A 17,405-nucleotide genomic window follows, 5' to 3' on the forward strand; every position below is an offset into this window, starting at 1 on the left:
GTGGAAGACATAGGAGCTCCGGTGAAACAGGTTGTGCAGAACTACAAGAGCGGCGAGCTCGCGGTGCTCGACGTGCCGGCGCCGGGGTGCAAGCCGGGCGGTGTCCTGGTGCGCAGCACGTACTCGCTGATATCGACCGGGACCGAGCTCATGAAGGTGTCCGAGGCCGGCATGTCGATGCTGGGCAAGGCCCGCTCCCGGCCCGACCAGGTGGCGAAGGTCATGCAGAGCGTGGCCACCAACGGGCTCCCCGCCACGTACCGCAAGGTGATGGGCAAGCTGGACTCCTACACTCCGCTCGGCTACTCGCTGTGCGGGGTGGTCGAGCAGGTCGGCGCCGGGATCGACGACGTGAAGGTCGGCGACGTCGTGGCCTGCGCCGGCAACGAGCACGCGCTGCACGCCGAGCTGAACTGGGTGCCGAAGAACCTCTACGCCCCGGTGCCGGACGGCCTCGCGCCCCGGCACGCGGCCTTCGGCACTGTCGGGTCCATCGCGATGCAGGGCGTCCGCCGCGGCGAGCCCCAGCTCGGCGACGTGGCCCTCGTCATCGGCCTCGGCCTGATCGGCCAGTTGGTGGTGCAGCTGCTCGCCGCGTCGGGAGCCCGTGTCGTCGGCGTCGACCCCGACCCGGCGCGCTGCGCGCTCGCCGAACGCCTGGGCGCGGCGGCCTGCGGCGACCCGGCGTCCGCGGCCGTGGAAGCCGCCGTCGCCGAGCTCACCGACGGTCACGGGGTGGACCAGGTGTACCTGGCCGCGGGCGGCGGCAGCAACGAACCGGTGGAGCTGGCCGCCAAGTTGTGCCGGGACCGCGGCCGGGTCGTCGACATCGGCAAGTGCCGCCTGGACCTGCCGTGGAACGCGTACTACGAGAAGGAGCTCGACGTCCGGTTCTCCCGCAGCTACGGCCCCGGGCGCTACGACCCGGAGTACGAGCTCGAGGGGCGCGACTACCCGATCGGCTACGTGCGCTGGACCGAGCGGCGCAACCTGGCGTGCTTCCTCGATCTCGTCGCCCGCGGCAGCGTCGACGTGGAGCCGTTGATCTCGCACGTCGCCGACTTCGACGACGCCGTCGAGACGTACCAGCGCCTGAAGGACGGCGAGTTGAAGGCCGTGGCGGTGCTGTTCCGGTACCCCCGCCCCACCGAAGAGGCGACAGCGGAGCAGTCCTCGGAGACGGCGGCCGTGCCCACGGTCACGGTGCCCGCGGTGAACGTGCGGAGCAACGGAGGGGTTCGAGCCCCGGCCCGGTCCGGCGCGCGGCCGCTGCGGCTCGCGTTCGTCGGCGCCGGGAACTACGCGACGTCGATGCTGCTGCCGCACCTGGCGGAGCGCGACGCGGTCACGTTGTCGGCCGTCGTCACCACGACGGCGCTGTCCGCGGCCAACGCGAAGCGGAAGTTCGGCTTCGCCCGGGCGACCACCGACCTCGACGCCGTGCTCGGGGACGCGTCCGTCGACGCGGTGTTCGTGGTCACCCGGCACAGCTCGCACGCCGAACTGACCCGCAAGGCGCTGCTCGCCGGCAAGGCCGTGTTCGTGGAGAAGCCCCTGGCCCTCACCGAGGACGAGCTCGCCGGTGTCCTCGCGACCGTGGAGGAGTCCGGCAACGACCGGCTCCAGGTGGGCTTCAACCGCCGGTTCGCGCCGCTGCTCCAGGAGGCCAAGAACCGCTTCGGCGCCCGGACGGGACCGGCGAGCCTGCGCTACCTGGTCAACGCGGGCCGGCTCCAGCACGGCAGCTGGTACCTCCAGCAGGGCAGCGAGGGCTCGCGGTTCGCGGGCGAGGGCGGGCACTTCATCGACACGGCGAGCTGGCTGCTCGGGGCCGACCCGGTCTCGGTGTACGCGACCGCCCCGGCCGGCAACGAGGACCTGCAGGTCGTGCTGCGCTACCCGGACGGGTCCACGGCCACCATCAGCTACGTCACCACCGGCGCGCCCGGCTTCCCCAAGGAGACGCTGGACCTCGTCGCGGACGGCAAGGTCCTGAAGCTGGACGACTTCGTCCGCGCCTCCGTCCACGGCCCCAAGAAGTGGGTCAGCTCCCGGCTGCCCAAGGCCAGGGACAAGGGCCAGAACGCCGAACTCGCCGCGTTCGTCAAGGCCGTGCGCACCGGCGGGCCGATGCCGGTGCCGCTGGAGTCCCTCGCCGCCACCACGGCGGCCACCCTGGCCGTGCAGACCGGCCTGGCCTGTGGTGCGCCGGTGACCCTGGCGGGGCCGCGATGACGGTGAGCGCGGGGAGCGCGGGCTGGTACCTGCGGCGTTTGTCCCGCATGGGACCCCAGGAGATCGGCGGCCGGGTGGCCGACACGGTGCGCAGGCGGCGGTGGCGCTCCGCGCGGCCCGACTGCCCGAGGGTGACCGGCGCCCGGTTCACGGCGGTGCTGCCCGCCGGGACGATCGCCGCGGTGCCCCCGGACGCCGCGAAGCGCCTCGTCGCCGAGGCCGACCGGCTGCTCGCCGGGCACGTCGAGTACTTCGGCGTGGTCCGCGACGACCTGACCGACCCGGACTGGTGGTGCGACCCGAAGACCGGACGGCGTGCGCCGTGGGGCTACGCCTTCGACGTTCCGTACCGCGACGAGGACGCGGTCGGTGACATCAAGCAGATCTGGGAGCTGTCCCGGCATCAGTACCTCACCGTGCTCGCCGCCGCCTACGCGGTCACCGGCGACGAGCGGTACGCCGAGCGCGTGGCGGAGCACCTGCGGTCGTGGTGGGCGGCCAACCCGCCGCTGCGCGGGGTGCACTGGATCAGCGGCATCGAGCTGGGCATCCGGCTGCTGTCCTGGGTGTGGATACGCCGCCTGCTCGACGGCTGGCCGGGCGCGGGCGACCTCTTCGAGGGCAACCCGGTGGCGCGCGAGCAGATCTGGCACCACCAGCGCTGGCTGGCCGCGTTCCCCAGCCGGGGCTCGTCGGCGAACAACCACGTCATCGCCGAGGCCGCCGGGCAGGTGGCCGCGGCCTGCGCGTTCGGGTGGTTCCCCTCATCGGCGGCCTGGCGGGCCGACGCGCTGCGGTCCCTGGAGCGGCAGCTGCGCGCCAACACCTTCCCCTCCGGCCTCAACCGCGAGCTGGCCACCGAGTACCACGGGCTCGTCCTCGAACTCGGCCTGGCCGCGGTGGCCGAGGCGGACGCCGCCGGTGTGCAGGTCCCCTCCTCGATCCGGCTCGTGCTGCTGCGGATGACCGACGCGCTCGCGGCCGTCGTGGACAGCCGTCTGCGGCCGCCGCGCCAGGGCGACGCGGACGACGGGCACGGACTGGTCGTGGACGGCGCGGGCACCGACCGCTGGGGGTCGCTCCTCGCCACCGGGGACGCGGTGTTCGGCCGCCTCGACTGGTGGCCGACGGTGACCGGCACCGACGTACGCACCCCGCTGCTCGCCGCGCTCATCCGGCCGTACGCGAACAAGGCGGGGGCACCGGCGGTGGCTCGCCCGCAGAGCAGGCCCGGCCACTTCGCCGACGCCGGCCTGACGATCCTGCGCGGTCCCGACGGCATCTGGTGCCGCTGCGACGGCGGTCCGCACGGGTTCCTCTCCATCGCCGCGCACGGCCACGCCGACGCGCTGTCCGTGGAGGTCAGGCAGGACGGGGTCGAGGTGCTCGCCGACCCGGGGACGTACTGCTACCACGGGCAGCCCGAGTGGCGGCGCTACTTCCGGTCGACCCTCGGCCACAACACCCTGGAGCTGGACGGCGGTGACCAGTCGGTCTCCGGCGGCCCGTTCCTGTGGACCCGGCACGCCCGCACCCGCGTCCTGGTCGCCGACACGGCCGACGCGTCCGCAGGGGGGAACGCCCTCTGGTCGGCCGAACACGACGGCTACCAGCGCTCGGTGCACCGCCGCCGGGTGGAGCTGTCCGGCGCGGCCAAGGAGTTACGGATCGTCGACGAGGTCCGCAGCCACCACAGCCCGCGCCGGGCCGTGCGCCTGGCGTTCCACCTCGGCCCGGCGATCGCTGTGGACCTGGTCGGGAACTGGGCCGTGCTCACCTGGACCCGGGAGGGCGAGGTCCGCACCGCGGTGCTCGACCTGCCCGGGCAACTGAGCTGGCGGACGCACCGCGGCGAGAGCGAGCCGCCGCTGGGCTGGTACTCCCCCGGCTTCGGGCGCAAGGAACCCGCCACCACGCTGGTCGGCTCCGGCTTCACCGACGGCACCGCGCTGTTGAGGGAGTTCACCACCGTGCTCAGGTTCTGCGACTAGGGGGACGCGTGGTGATGAAGTGGCGGCACGGGGCGTTGCCCGCGGCACCGCTGGCGGCGCTGGTCCTCCTCGTGGCGACCGGCTGCACGAGTTCGCCGGACACCCCGGAGAAGCCGACCGGCGGGCCCTCCACGTCCGGGGCGCACTCCACCTCCGTGGCCCGGGTGTGCGCCGAGCCCGCGGCCGGGCCCAAGCAGGCTCCGGCGGGCGCGGTGGCGGTCGACCCCGGGGTGGTCGGCGACCTGGCCGCGAAGACCAGGAGCAGGCCCCCCAGGACCACGTTCTGGCTGCGCCCCGGCAAGCACAGGCTCGACCCCGACCGCTATGCCCAGGTCGTCGCCAAGGAGGGGAACGTCTACATCGGCGCTCCGGGCGCGGTGCTCGACGGCCGGAAGACCAACCTGTACGCGTTCAGCGGCAAGGCCCGCGACGTCACCCTCCGCCATCTGACCGTGCAGCGTTTCGCCGCGCCGAACAACGAGGGCGTGGTCAACCACGACATGGCCGACGGCTGGGTGATCGAGCACTCCAGGATCCAGTACAACTCCGGCGCCGGGCTGATGGCCGGTGCGCGGCAGAAGGTGCGCGGCAACTGCCTGCGCGCCAACGGTCAGTACGGGATGAACGCGTACAAGACCGGTGACTCCATCAAGGACCTGGTGGTCGAGGGCAATGAGGTCGTGGGCAACAACACCGACGACTGGGAGAAGCGGAAGCCGGGCTGCGGCTGCACCGGAGGCATCAAGTTCTGGGCCGTCGACGGCGCCGACGTCCGCGGCAACTGGGTGCACGACAACCGCGGTGCCGGGCTGTGGGCGGACAACAACAACAACGACTTCCGCATCGAGAACAACGTCATCGAGACCAACGACGGCGCGGCGCTGATGTACGAGACCAGCTACAACGCGGTCGTCCGCAACAACACGATCCGGCGGAACAACTGGGTCGAGGGCCGCAAGTACGCCGACCGGGGCGACAACTTCCCGTACGCGACCGTCTATGTGTCCGAGTCCGGCGGCGAGCCACGGATCCGGGCCCGCACGAACAAGATCGAGATCTACCGGAACGTCCTGGAGAACAACTGGTCCGGAATCACCCTGTGGGAGAACTCCGACCGGTTCTGCAACAGCCCGGCCAACACCTCGACCGGCTACTGCACGCTGCTGGTGAAGGACGTCGACCGCTGCGAGCAGCCCGGGATCTCCACCGCGCCGCTGTACTCCGACTGCCGGTGGAAGACACAGCGGGTGGACATCCACGACAACCGCTTCGTCCTGAAGAAGTCCGTCGTCAAGTGCGCGTCCGAGTGCGCCCGCATGGCGGTCCTCTCCAACTACGGGACCTACCCCAAGTGGTCGCCGTACAAGGGCAAGCGGGTGGCGGAGGCGATCACCCACAAGCAGCACAACCGCTGGCACGACAACGTCTACCGCGGACCGTGGAGCTTCGTCGCGGCCGACACGGACGGCGAGCTCGACTCCCGGAAGTGGCAGGCCGCGCCGTACCGGCAGGACGCGGGCAGCACCTTCGACCCCCGGGCCGGTGGTTGAGATGGGCGGGTACCTGCTGCGCGGAAGGCCGCCCGGCACACCGGACCTGACGGTCACTCAGTCCGGCGTCGAAGCACGCCCCGCGGGCACGCCGAAGGCGGTCGGGATCGTCTGGGCGCTCCTGGCCCTCAACACGCTGGGCTCCGCCGGGGCGAAGACCGTCGTCACACTGCCCCGCTCGCTCATCCAGATGGCGACCATGGGGGCGCTGGTCGCCGCGTTCGCCCTGGCGCTCGCGCTCAACCTGCGGCTGCGGATCCGGCCCAGCGCCTTCGTGCTCCTGCTCACCCTGCTGCTCGTGCCGAGCGTGATCTCCAGCGCGAACCTGGAGGTCGGGTACGGCGCCTTGTTCCGCTGCGCCCGGCTCGCGCTCTTCGTCGGCACGCTGTGGCTGCTCAGCCGCTGGTGGAACGGGGACGTGACGTTCGTCCGGTATCACATCCGGATGTACTTCGCGGTCCTCGTGTCGGTGGCCGCGGGCCTGGTCGTCTCGCCGGGCACGGCCATGCCCGAGTACTACGGCGGGCGCCTGGTCGGCGCGCTCTGGCCGCTCACGCCGCCGCAGATCGGGCAGTACGCCGCGGTGATCATCGGGCTCACCGTGCTGCTCCTGCTCGGCCGCATGACCGACAGGACCAGCGCGGTGGTGATCATCGTCCCGTCCGTCGCCCTGCTCGCCCTGACCCACACCCGCACGGCCACGCTCGGCCTGCTCATCGGGCTGGTGCTCGCGATCAGCTCGCTCGTCCTGACCAGCGCCGCCGCCCGCCGGTTCTTCGGCTGGACGGTGCTGATCGCCACGGTGGCCGCGGTGGCGTTCAGCTCCGCGCTGCAGTCGTGGTACCTGCGCGGCCAGAGCCAGGAGAACCTGTCCGACCTCACCGGCCGGGCCAAGGTCTGGGACGCCCTGCTCGCTGCGCCCCGGACGACCGGGGAGAAGGTGTTCGGCGTCGGCCTGAGCGACAAGTCCTTCGGCGGTCTTCCGATCGACAACAGCTGGCTCGCCGTCTACCACGAGCAGGGCCTGATCGGCATCACCCTCGTGGCGGCGATGATCGCCGTCCTCGGCGGCGTCGCGTTGCTGCGGCCACCGTCGGTGCCGAGGGCCTGCGCGATCTTCCTCATCAGCTACTGCGCGATCTCGTCGTACACCGAGGCCGGGCTCGGCGACGCCTCGCCGTATCTGCTGCATCTGGCCCTGGCCGCCTCGCTGCTCGCGACACCCGCGCCCGCGGCCACGCCGCTCCCCACGACCGCAGTGCCCCGACGACGTGTCCCGCGATGGGCCCGGAGGTGACCTTGAGCATGCGTGTACTGGTCGTGCACAACCGCTACTCCTCGGCGCAGCCGAGCGGCGAGAACAGGGTCGTCGACCAGGAGGCGGGACTGCTGCGCGCGGCCGGCCACCGCGTCGACGTGTTCGAGCGGCGCAGCGACGACATCGCCGCCCGCTCCCTGCTCGGCAAGGCCGCGGTGCCGCTCCTCGTGCCGTGGAACCCGGCGGTCCGCTCGCGGCTCGCCGCCCGGCTGCGCGCCGAGCGCCCGGACGTGGTGCACGTCCACAACGTCTTCCCGCTCCTGTCCCCCGCGGTCATCGCCGCCTGCGCCGACGCCGACGTGCCCGTCGTCGCCACGCTGCACAACTACACCCAGGTGTGCCCACCCGGCACGCTGCACCGGGACGGCAAGGTGTGCACCGAGTGCGTCGGGGCGAAGGTGTCGCTGCCCGCCGTGCGGCACGGCTGCTACCGCGACTCGCGGCTCGCGACGGTGCCGCTCGCCGTCAGCCTCGCGGTCAACCGGCGGCGGTGGTGGACCGGGGTGGAGCGGTTCTTCTGCATCTCCGCGGCGCAGCGCGACGTCCTGGTGCGGTCCGGCATGCCGCCGGAGCGGCTCGTGGTGAAGCACAACTTCGTGCCCGACCCGGGCGCTCGCAGGGTGGGGGCGGGCGAACACCTGCTCTTCCTCGGCCGCCTCGCGGAGACCAAGGGCGTGGGGCTGCTCATGGCCGCGTGGGACCGCCTCGCCGCGGACGGCGGGGCGGGCGTGCCGCTCGTGCTCGTCGGGGCGGGGCCGCTGGAGCGGGAGGTGACCGCCTGGGCCGCGGGCCGTGACGACGTGCGGTACCTGGGCCTGCGCGACCCGCAGGAGTGCTGGGACACGGTCGCGCGGTCGGTGGCCGTGCTGGCGCCGTCGGTGGCCATGGAGACGTTCGGCCTGGTGGTGGCGGAGGCCATGGCGGCGGAGGTCCCCGCGGTCGCCGCCGGTCACGGTGCCTTCGTCGAGCTCGTCGAGAACGGGGTGACCGGGCTGCTCCACGAGCCGGGCGATGCCGCCGCGCTCGCGGCCGCCATCCGCCGGATCGCGACCGAGCGGGACCGCAACCGGGAGATGGGGCAGGCGGCCCGGCGCCGTTACGAACGGAACTTCAGCCCGGCCGTCGGTCTGGAGCGCCTGGAGGAGGGGTACCGCGCCGCGATCGCGGGGCGGTACGGCGGCGGGAACAGCACGCCGCCGGCAGGAGACGCACACACGGGCTCGCGGGGGGACTCCCGCGCGAGCAGAGATGGGGGGATGTAGATGACAGGATGCCGACTCTGTGGTTCGGCGGCGCTCGCGAGCGTCGTGGACCTCGGCGCGACACCGCCGTGCGAGAGCTTCCTCGCCGCGGATCAACTGGACGCGGCGGAACCGGCGTACCCGCTGCACCTGCGGGTCTGCACCGAGTGCTGGCTCGCGCAGATCCCGCCGCTGATCACGCCGGAGGAGACGTTCAAGGAGTACGCGTACTTCTCCTCGTACTCGACCTCCTGGGTGGAGCACGCGCGCGGGTACGTCGCCGGTGCCGTCGAGCGGGTGGGGCTCGGCCCCGACGCCTTCGTGGTCGAGGTGGCGAGCAACGACGGGTACCTCCTGAAGCACGTGGTGGACCGGGGCATCCGCTGCCTCGGCATCGAGCCCTCGGTGAACGTCGGCGCCGCCGCCCGGGAGAAGGGCGTGCCCACGCTCACGGAGTTCCTGAGCCCGGACACCGGCGCGGCCGTCCGTGCCGAGCACGGCCCCGCTGACCTGGTCGTGGCCAACAACGTGTACGCGCACATCCCCGACGTGATCGGGTTCACCCAGGGGCTGCGGGCCCTGGTCGCCGACGACGGCTGGGTCTCCATCGAGGTGCAGCACCTGCTGACGCTGATCGAGGAGAACCAGTACGACACGATCTACCACGAGCACTTCCAGTACTACACGGTCGCCTCCGCGATCCGGGCCCTCGCGAGCGGCGGACTCGCCCTCGTGGACGTCGAGTTGCTGCCCACGCACGGCGGCTCCATCCGGCTGTGGGCCCGGCCGGCCGAGGTGGCGGGCGAGCCGCCGCAGCGGGTGGCCGACGTCCTCGCCCGGGAGAAGGCCGCCGGGCTCCAGGAACTGTCCGGGTACACGGAGTTCTCCGCCCGCGTCGCCAAGGTGCGCAGGGACCTCCTGAAGTTCCTCATCGAGGCGGCCGAACGCGGTGAGACGGTCGTCGGCTACGGCGCCCCCGGCAAGGGCAACACCCTGCTCAACCACTGCGGCATCCGCCCCGACCTGCTCGCGTACACGGTCGACCGCAACCCCTACAAGCACGGCAGGTTCACCCCGGGCACCCGCGTCCCGATCCTGCCGCCCGAACAGATCGCCGCCGACAAGCCCGACTACGTTCTCGTCCTGCCGTGGAACCTGCGGGCCGAACTGACCGAGCAGCTGTCCTTCGTGCACGACTGGGGCGGCCGCCTGGTCTTTCCCATCCCGGAACTGAGCATCGTCGAGGGCGGCGTCGTCAAGGAGGTCTCAGCGTGAAGGTCGTTCTGTTCTGCGGGGGTTACGGGATGCGGATGCGCAGCGGCGCCGCGGACGACGTGCCCAAGCCGATGGCGATGGTCGGCCCCAGACCGCTGATCTGGCACGTCATGCGCTACTACGCGCACTTCGGGCACAAGGAGTTCATCCTGTGCCTCGGCTACGGCGCCCACCACATCAAGGACTTCTTCCTGCACTACGAGGAGACGACGTCCAACGACTTCGTGCTCCGGGGCGGCAGGACCGAGCTGCTCTCCACCGACATAGCCGACTGGACGATCACGTTCGCGCAGACCGGCATCGAGTCGCCGATCGGGGAACGCCTGCGCCGGGTGCGCCACCACCTGGACGGCGACGAGATGTTCCTCGCCAACTACGCCGACGTGCTCACCGACGCCCCGCTGCCGGAGATGATCGAGCGGTTCTCGCGGCGTGACGCGGGCGCCTCGATGATGGTGGTGCCGCCGCAGTCGTCGTTCCACTGCGTGGAGCTGGGCGAGGACGGCATGGTCGGGGGCATCACCGCGGTGAGCGACATGCCGCTGTGGGAGAACGGCGGCTACTTCGTGCTGCGCCAGGAGGTCTTCGACCACATCCCGGAGAACGGGGACCTGGTCGCCGACGGCTGCGCCCGACTGGCCAAGCAGGGCCGCCTGGTGGCGCATCAGCACCGCGGCTTCTGGAAGCCCACGGACACCGTGAAGGAGCGCGCCGCGCTCGACAGCGCCTACGCCCGGGGCGAGCGCCCCTGGGCCGTGTGGGAGCGGGACCGCGCGGGGGTGGGCGCGTGATCCGCCTGGGGGCCGGGCGCCGCCTGGACCGGATCGTCGCGGTCGGCGCGCACTGCGACGACATCGCCATCGGCGCGGGCGGCACGCTCCTGGCGATGTGTCTCGCGCGGCCGGGGCTGCGCGTCGACGCGCTGGTGCTCTCGGGCGGCGGCGGCGAGCGGGAGCAGGAGGAGCGGGCCGCGCTCGCCGCCTTCTGCCCCGGCGCCGAACTGCACCTGACCGTCCTGAAGCTGCCCGACGGCCGGATGCCCGCGCACTGGGAGGAGGCCAAGGCCGCGGTCGAGGAACTGCGCGCACAGAGCGATCCCGACCTGGTCCTCGCGCCGCGCACCGACGACGCGCACCAGGACCACCGCGGCCTGGCGAAGCTGATGACCACCGCGTTCCGCGACCACCTGGTGCTCGGCTACGAGATCGTCAAGTGGGACGGCGACCTCGGCCGCCCGTCGGCGTACCAGCCGCTGTCGCCGCAGACCGCCGAACAGAAGGTCCGGCTGCTGCAGGAGCACTACCCCTCGCAGCGGCACCGGCCCTGGTACGACCGCGAGGCCTTCCTCGGCCTCGCGCGGATCCGGGGCATCGAATGCCACGCGCGCTACGCCGAGGCGTTCGCCGTCACCAAACTCACGCTCGATCTCGGCACTTTCGATCTGGGGGACTGAAACTTGCGCGTACTGCTCACCGGGCACCAGGGCTACCTCGGCACCGTCATGGCTCCCGTCCTCACGGCCGCCGGGCACGAGGTCGTCGGCCTCGACTCCGGCCTGTTCGCCGACTGCGTCCTCGGCCCGGCCCCCGCGGACCCGCCGGGGCCCCGGGTGGACCTGCGCGACGTCACGGCCGCGCACGTGGCCGGGGTGGACGCCGTGATCCACCTGGCCGCCCTCTCCAACGACCCGCTGGGCTCCCTGGCGCCGGAGCTCACCTACGACATCAACCACCACGCGTCCGTCACGCTCGCCCGCCTCGCCCGCGACGCCGGAGTACGACGCTTCCTGTACGCCTCCACCTGCTCGGTCTACGGCGCCGCCGGCGGTGACGACCTGGTGACCGAGGACGCCCCGCTGCGCCCGGTGACGCCGTACGCGGAGTCCAAGGTGCGCGTCGAGGACGACCTGCACGCGCTGGCCGACGGCGACTTCAGCCCGGTGTACATGCGCAACGCCACCGCCTTCGGCTACTCGCCCCGGCTGCGCGCCGACATCGTCCTGAACAACCTCGTGGGCCACGCGCTCCTGTCCGGCGAGGTCCTCGTGATGTCCGACGGCACCCCGTGGCGCCCGCTCGTGCACGCCGCCGACATCGCCCGGGCCTTCACGGCCGCCCTGGGAGCGCCCCGGGACGCCGTGCACGACCGGGCGTTCAACATCGGCAGCGAGGTCAACAACGTCACCGTCGCCGAGATCGCCGAGCAGGTCGCCGAGGCGGTGTCGGGGTCGAAGGTGGTGATCACCGGCGAGACGGGCGCCGACCCGCGCTCGTACCGGGTGGACTTCTCCCGGTTCCGGGAGGCGATCCCCGGCTTCGACTGCGAGTGGACGGTGAAGCGTGGCGCCCTCGAACTGGCCGACGCCTACCGTACGTTCGGGCTGACCCGGGAGGGCTTCGAGCAGCGCTTCACCCGTCTTGCCGTGCTGCGCGCGGCGTCCGAAGCGGGGGCCGTCGACGACACCCTGCGGTGGAGCCGATGACGTCGGCGGGCGCGCGGATGCACGCTCTGGTGGAGCGGCTCTACCCGCTCTGCCGGAGCATCACCGGCGACGGTGTGCGCGCCACCCTGGACATCGTCGGCGAGTACGTGCCGCTACAGGTGCACGAGGTACCGACGGGGACGCAGGTGCTCGACTGGACGGTGCCGCAGGAGTGGAACATCCGCGACGCGTACATCGCCGACAGCGACGGCAACCGCGTCGTCGACTTCGCCGCGTCCAGCCTGCACGTGCTCGGCTACAGCGTGCCGGTGGCGCGGACGATGCCGCTGTCCGAGCTGCGTGCCCACCTGCACACCCTGCCGGAGAACCCGGACTGGGTGCCGTACCGCACCAGTTACTACGAGCCGCAATGGGGATTCTGCCTGGCCCAGAACACCTTGGACGCGCTGCCGGACGGCGACTACGAGGTGTGCGTCGACTCCACGCTCGCGGACGGCCACCTCACCTACGCCGAGCACGTGGTCCCCGGCCAGGTCCCCGACGAGGTGATCGTCTCCTGCCACGTCTGCCACCCGTCGCTCGCCAACGACAACCTCGCGGGCATCGCGGTGGCGACGTTCCTGGCCCTGGCGCTCGCGGAGGAGACGCCGTACTACACGTACCGGTTCGTCTACGCGCCCGGGACCATCGGGGCGATCACCTGGCTCGCGCGCAACGCGGAGCGGATCGAGAGGGTCAAGCACGGCCTCGTGCTCGCCTGCGCGGGCGACTCGGGGCAGTTGACGTACAAGCAGAGCAGGCGGGGCGACGCGGAGATCGACCGGGTGCTCCGGCACGTCCTCGCGGCGTCCGAACGCCCGCACCGCGTCACCGAGTTCACGCCGTACGGCTACGACGAGCGGCAGTACTGCTCGCCCGGGTTCGACCTCGGCGTGGGCTCGCTCAGCCGGACCCCGTACGCGGGCTACCCCGAGTACCACACCTCGGCGGACAACCCGGACTTCGTCTCCCCGGAGGCGATGGCGGACACGCTCGCCGTCTGCCGCGAGGCGTTCGCCGTCCTCGACCGCAACCGGCGGTACGTCAACCTCAGCCCCTACGGCGAACCGCAGCTGGGCCGACGGGGGTTGTACGCCTCGCTCGGCGGCCGCAGCGACGCGCAGCAGGCGCAGATGGCGATGCTCTGGGTGCTGAGCCTCTCCGACGGCGAGCACAGTCTGCTCGACGTGGCCGAGCGGGCGGGGCTGCCGTTCGAGACCGTCGCCGTCGCGGCCGACGCCCTGCACGGTGCCGGGCTGATCAAGGCATGACCCCGATGACCACCGAGAAGGAGAAGCGGACCGCGAAGCGGGCCATGGCGGGCCGCCTCTCCTGGGGCCTGGCCGACCAGGCGGTCTGCAGCATGACCAACTTCGCGGTGGGGATCTATGTGGCCCGCTCGCTCGGCCTGACCGCGTTCGGCGTGTTCAGTCTGGCCTGGGTGACGTACGGCGTGGTGCTCAGCGTCTCCCGTGGCCTTGCCACCGACCCGCTGGTGGTGCGCTTCAGCGGTGTGTCCGATGCGTCCTGGCGCGCGGCGGCGGCCCGCTCGTCCGGCACCTCCCTCGCCGTCGGCGGTGCCGTCGGCCTGGTGTGCCTGGTGGTCGGGCTCGGCCTCGGCGGCCGGGTGGGGCCCGCGTTCGCCGCCCTCGGCGTGGTGCTGCCCGGGCTGCTCCTGCAGGACGCCTGGCGGTACTCGTTCTTCGCCGCGGGCACCGGACGCAAGGCGTGCGTCAACGACATCCTGGGAGCCCTCGCGCTGGTACCGGCCCTGCTGTTGGCGGCGCGCGCGGGCAGCGTGCAGGCCTTCGTCCTGGCCTGGGGCGCGGCGGCCGCGGTGGCCGCCGGGTACGGCTGCTTCCAGTCCGGCATCCGGCCGCGGCCGGACCGGGCGCGCGCGTGGCTGCGCGAGCAGCGCGACCTCGGCTACCGCTACCTGGTCGAGAACGTGGGCGTCAGCGGGGCGTCCCAGCTGCGGGCCTACGGACTCGGCGCGATCGTCGGGGTCAGCGCGGTGGGCGTGGTCAGGGGCGCCGAGCTCCTGCTCGGGCCGTTCCTGGCCCTGCTGATGGGCCTTTCGCTCGTCACCGTCCCCGAAGCGGCACGGGTGCTGCGGCAGGCCCCGCACAAGCTGGCCGGGTTCTGCCTCATGCTGTCCGGCGGCCTCGCCGCGGCCGCGCTGCTCTGGGGCGTGGCACTGCTCCTGGTGCCGGACCGGCTGGGTGAACTCGCGCTCGGCGACGTCTGGGGCTCCGCGTCCGGACTCATCGTGCCCGCCGTGCTCGGGGTCGCGGGCTCCGGCCTCGGCATCGGTGCCGCGGCCGGGCTGCGCGCGCTCGCCGCCGCCCGGCGCAGCCTGCGTGCCCAACTGTTCGCCTCCGCCGCCTACGTCGGCGGCGGGCTCGGCGGGGCGGCCGCGGGCGGCGCGGTCGGCTCGGCCTGGGGGGTCGCCGCGGCGACCCTCTGCAGCTCCGCCGTCTGGTGGCTGCACCTGCGCTCCGCCCTGCGCACGCACCACCGCAATCCCATCCCCGAAGTGAGGAACCCATGACCGCCCACCCCAGGCTGAGCATCGGCCTGCCCGTGTACAACGGCGAGGAGTACCTCGCCGAGGCGCTCGACGCCCTGCTCGGCCAGACCTACGAGGACTTCGAGCTGGTCATCTCCGACAACGCCTCGACCGACGGGACCCAGGACATCTGCCGGCGGTACGCGGAGAAGGACGCGCGCATCCGGTACCTCCGCCTGACCCGGAACATCGGCGCCGCGCCGAACCACAACTACGTGTTCACGCAGTGCCGCGGCGAGTTGTTCAAGTGGGCGTCGCACGACGACCTGTACGCCCGGGACCTGCTGCGGCGCTGTGTGCAGGCCCTCGACGAGCGCCCCGAGGTGATCCTCGCGCACGCCGACCAGGCGGTCATCGACGAGCACGGGCAGGTGAAGGTCCCGTACACGTACACGCTCGCCACCGATTCGCCGCGGGCGCCGGAGCGCTTCCGCAGCATGCTCTTCGAGCCCGGCGGCGACGATTTCTACGGCGTGATGCGGGCCGACGTGCTGCGCCAGGTGAAGCCGCACGACAGCTACCACCACGCGGACCGCACGTTCGTCGCCGAGATCGGCCTGCACGGGCCCTTCCACCAGGTGCCGGAGCTGATGTACTTCCGCCGCGACCACCCCACCCGCGCCGAGCGGGCGAACCCCTCCAAGCGCTCCCGGTGCGTCAACCTGGACCCCCGCCGCGCGGGCCTGCTGCATCCGACGCCCCGGCTGCTCGCGGAGTACGTGGGGGGCTTCGTCTCGGCGATCCGGCGGGCGCCGCTGTCCTCGGCCGACCGGCGCGCGTGCTACGCCCACCTGGCCGCGTGGATGACGAGCCGGGCCCGTCCCGGCGCGGGCGAGCGGGTCGAGGACCGCGCTCCGGTGGACCCGGCCCGGCTCTCCGTGTCCGTCGACGCCCTCGTCGCCGGGCGCGAGGGCCGCGCGGTCCGGGAGGGCGGGGAGGGGGGTAAGGCGTGACCGCCGCGCGCCAAGCCCCGGTGCGCGTCGGGGTGTTCGGTCTGCTCGGCTCGGGCAATCTCGGCAACGACGGGTCGCTCGAAGCCGTGCTCGGCCACCTCCGCGCCGCCCACCCGGATGCGGTCGTGGACGCGCTGTGCGGCGGTCCCGAGGTGGTCACGGCCCGGTACGGGATCCCCGCGACGCGGCTGCACTGGTACCGCGGGGAGTACCGGACGGCCTCGCGGGCGGGCGCGATCGCGGGCAAGGGCCTCGGCAAACTCGTCGACGTCTTCCGCACCGCCGCCTGGGTGCGCCGGCACGACGTGGTGATCGTGCCGGGCATGGGCGTCCTGGAGGCCACGCTGCCGCTGCGGCCCTGGGGCTTCCCGTACGCGCTGTTCCTGCTGTGCGCGTCCGGGCGGCTTTCGGGTGTGCGGGTCGGCCTGGTGGGTGTCGGCGCCGCCCCGATCGTCAACCGGCCGACCCGGGCCCTGGTGCGGTGGTCGGCGCGCCTCGCCACGTACCGCTCGTACCGGGACGCCCAGTCCCGCGACGCGATGCGGGCCATGGGCGTGGACACCGCGCGCGACGGGGTCTGTCCGGACCTCGCCTTCGCCCTGCCGACACCGGCCGGTCCCACGGCGAGCGCGCCTGCCGGTCCGCCGCGCGGCACGGTCTGCGTCGGCGTCATGGACTTCCACGGCGGCAACGACGACCGCGCCAGGGCCGGGGAGATCCACCGCCGCTACCTCGACGGGACGACGCGCTTCGTCCGCGCGCTCGTCGAGGACGGCAGGCCGGTCCGGCTGCTCACCGGCGACGCGGTCGACGCCTCGGTGGTCTCCGCGATCCGCGAGGCGGTGGACTCGCCGCTGGTCACCGCCGCGAGGGCGGACTCGCTCGCCGACCTCATGAAGGAGATGGCGGCTGCCGACGCCGTGGTGGCGACCCGGTACCACAACCTGGTCTGCGCGTTGAAGGTCGGCGTGCCGACGCTCGCGCTCAGCTACGCGGCCAAGAGCGACGCCCTGATGGCGGAGAGGGGGCTCGGCGCTTACTGCCATCCGGCGCGCGAAGTCGACGCCGACCGGCTGCTCGCCCAGTTCCGGGGTCTCGAGCAGCACGCGGCGGAGCTGCGGCGGACCCTCGCCGAGCACAACCGGGTCGCCGCCGGGCGCCTGGAGGACCAGTTCACCGCCCTGACCACGGCCCTGTTCCCGGCGGCCGACCACACCCACGTCCTGCGGGAGGCCCCGTGAAAGCGACCGAGGTCCCGGCGATCGCCGGCGCCTACCTCTTCGAGCCGACGCCGTACGCCGACGAGCGCGGCTTCTTCTGCCGCACCTTCGACGCCGACGTGGTCCGCTCGGTGGGCCTCGATCCGGACGCCTTCATCCAGGACAGCGTGTCCCGCTCGGTCCTCGGCGTCCTGCGCGGCCTGCACCTGCGCTCCGGCGCCGGTGAGGCCAAGCTCGTGCGGTGCTCGTACGGGAGGATCTTCGACGTCGTCGTGGACCTGCGCCCGGACTCGCCGACGTACCGCAACGTGGCCACGTTCGAGCTGTCCGGCGAGAGGCAGCAGACCTTGTACATCCCGGCGGGGTGCGCGCACGGCTTCCAGGCGCTGACCGAGACCGCCGACACCTCGTATCGGATCGACCGGCCGCACGATCCGGCCGAGGACGTGACGATCGCGTTCGACGACCCGGAGCTGGCCGTGCCCTGGCCGCTGCCGGTGACGTCGATCTCCCAGCGGGACCGGGAGGCACCGAGCCTCGCCGAGGTCCTGAAGCACCAGGAAGGGTGACG

Annotated in this window: 14 protein-coding genes; all 14 read left to right on the top strand. The window is 72.7% G+C overall.

Features of this window, described 5'->3' with window-relative positions; genetic code table 11:
• Window positions 1–21 precede the first annotated feature (21 nt).
• Genes QUY26_RS02910 through rfbC form a run of 14 tightly spaced genes read left to right on the top strand, consistent with a single transcriptional unit; the run spans window position 22 to window position 17,403 of the window.
• Window positions 22–2,235: a bi-domain-containing oxidoreductase gene (locus QUY26_RS02910; RefSeq protein ID WP_289943518.1), complete on the top strand. Its 2,214-nt coding sequence runs from the start codon at window positions 22–24 to the stop codon at window positions 2,233–2,235.
• Entirely contained in the window at window positions 2,232–4,226 is a 1,995-nt protein-coding gene (locus tag QUY26_RS02915) for a heparinase II/III family protein (RefSeq protein ID WP_289943519.1), read from the top strand. The genes QUY26_RS02910 and QUY26_RS02915 overlap by 4 nt, the downstream gene beginning before the upstream one ends.
• 14 nt (window positions 4,227–4,240) lie before the next feature.
• Entirely contained in the window at window positions 4,241–5,776 is a 1,536-nt protein-coding gene (locus tag QUY26_RS02920) for a right-handed parallel beta-helix repeat-containing protein (RefSeq protein WP_289955423.1), read from the top strand.
• A 1-nt stretch (window position 5,777) separates the two neighbouring features.
• Window positions 5,778–7,073, top strand: coding sequence for an O-antigen ligase domain-containing protein (locus QUY26_RS02925; protein ID WP_289955427.1), 1,296 nt, complete (start codon window positions 5,778–5,780; stop codon window positions 7,071–7,073).
• Between the two features lie 8 nt (window positions 7,074–7,081).
• On the top strand, window positions 7,082–8,356 hold the full coding sequence (locus QUY26_RS02930; protein WP_289943520.1) for a glycosyltransferase family 4 protein: 1,275 nt from the start codon (window positions 7,082–7,084) through the stop codon (window positions 8,354–8,356).
• Window positions 8,357–9,610: a class I SAM-dependent methyltransferase gene (locus QUY26_RS02935; protein ID WP_289943521.1), complete on the top strand. Its 1,254-nt coding sequence runs from the start codon at window positions 8,357–8,359 to the stop codon at window positions 9,608–9,610. It begins immediately after the preceding gene.
• Window positions 9,607–10,401 carry a glucose-1-phosphate cytidylyltransferase gene (locus tag QUY26_RS02940; RefSeq protein WP_289943522.1) on the top strand — a complete coding sequence of 265 codons (795 nt, stop codon included), beginning with the start codon at window positions 9,607–9,609 and terminating at the stop codon, window positions 10,399–10,401. Before QUY26_RS02935 ends, QUY26_RS02940 begins: the two co-directional genes overlap by 4 nt.
• Entirely contained in the window at window positions 10,398–11,063 is a 666-nt protein-coding gene (locus tag QUY26_RS02945; protein ID WP_289943523.1) for a PIG-L deacetylase family protein, read from the top strand. Before QUY26_RS02940 ends, QUY26_RS02945 begins: the two co-directional genes overlap by 4 nt.
• Window positions 11,064–11,066: 3 nt before the next feature.
• Window positions 11,067–12,092: an NAD-dependent epimerase/dehydratase family protein gene (locus QUY26_RS02950; protein ID WP_289943524.1), complete on the top strand. Its 1,026-nt coding sequence runs from the start codon at window positions 11,067–11,069 to the stop codon at window positions 12,090–12,092.
• Window positions 12,089–13,363: a DUF4910 domain-containing protein gene (locus QUY26_RS02955; protein WP_289943525.1), complete on the top strand. Its 1,275-nt coding sequence runs from the start codon at window positions 12,089–12,091 to the stop codon at window positions 13,361–13,363. The genes QUY26_RS02950 and QUY26_RS02955 overlap by 4 nt, the downstream gene beginning before the upstream one ends.
• Window positions 13,360–14,643 (top strand): hypothetical protein, encoded by a 1,284-nt coding sequence (locus tag QUY26_RS02960; RefSeq protein WP_289943526.1) that lies wholly within the window; start codon window positions 13,360–13,362, stop codon window positions 14,641–14,643. Before QUY26_RS02955 ends, QUY26_RS02960 begins: the two co-directional genes overlap by 4 nt.
• The gene (locus QUY26_RS02965) at window positions 14,640–15,614 is read left to right on the top strand and encodes a glycosyltransferase family 2 protein (protein WP_289943527.1); all 975 of its coding nucleotides are present in this window, start codon (window positions 14,640–14,642) and stop codon (window positions 15,612–15,614) included. Before QUY26_RS02960 ends, QUY26_RS02965 begins: the two co-directional genes overlap by 4 nt.
• Window positions 15,611–16,855 carry a polysaccharide pyruvyl transferase family protein gene (locus QUY26_RS02970; protein WP_289943528.1) on the top strand — a complete coding sequence of 415 codons (1,245 nt, stop codon included), beginning with the start codon at window positions 15,611–15,613 and terminating at the stop codon, window positions 16,853–16,855. The genes QUY26_RS02965 and QUY26_RS02970 overlap by 4 nt, the downstream gene beginning before the upstream one ends.
• The gene (rfbC, locus tag QUY26_RS02975) at window positions 16,852–17,403 is read left to right on the top strand and encodes a dTDP-4-dehydrorhamnose 3,5-epimerase (protein ID WP_289943529.1); all 552 of its coding nucleotides are present in this window, start codon (window positions 16,852–16,854) and stop codon (window positions 17,401–17,403) included. Before QUY26_RS02970 ends, rfbC begins: the two co-directional genes overlap by 4 nt.
• Window positions 17,404–17,405 lie beyond the last annotated feature (2 nt).

The organism is Streptomyces flavofungini (assembly GCF_030388665.1).
In the GTDB taxonomy this organism is placed as follows: Bacteria; Actinomycetota; Actinomycetes; order Streptomycetales; family Streptomycetaceae; genus Streptomyces; species Streptomyces flavofungini_A.

Coding starts and splice junctions, on each gene's coding strand:
- QUY26_RS02920 (WP_289955423.1), top strand. CDS start 4,241: ATGAAGTGGCGGCACGGGGCGTTGCCCGCGGCACCGCTGGCGGCGCTG.
- QUY26_RS02955 (WP_289943525.1), top strand. CDS start 12,089: ATGACGTCGGCGGGCGCGCGGATGCACGCTCTGGTGGAGCGGCTCTAC.
- QUY26_RS02965 (WP_289943527.1), top strand. CDS start 14,640: ATGACCGCCCACCCCAGGCTGAGCATCGGCCTGCCCGTGTACAACGGC.
- QUY26_RS02915 (WP_289943519.1), top strand. CDS start 2,232: ATGACGGTGAGCGCGGGGAGCGCGGGCTGGTACCTGCGGCGTTTGTCC.
- QUY26_RS02960 (WP_289943526.1), top strand. CDS start 13,360: ATGACCCCGATGACCACCGAGAAGGAGAAGCGGACCGCGAAGCGGGCC.
- QUY26_RS02930 (WP_289943520.1), top strand. CDS start 7,082: ATGCGTGTACTGGTCGTGCACAACCGCTACTCCTCGGCGCAGCCGAGC.
- QUY26_RS02925 (WP_289955427.1), top strand. CDS start 5,778: ATGGGCGGGTACCTGCTGCGCGGAAGGCCGCCCGGCACACCGGACCTG.
- QUY26_RS02935 (WP_289943521.1), top strand. CDS start 8,357: ATGACAGGATGCCGACTCTGTGGTTCGGCGGCGCTCGCGAGCGTCGTG.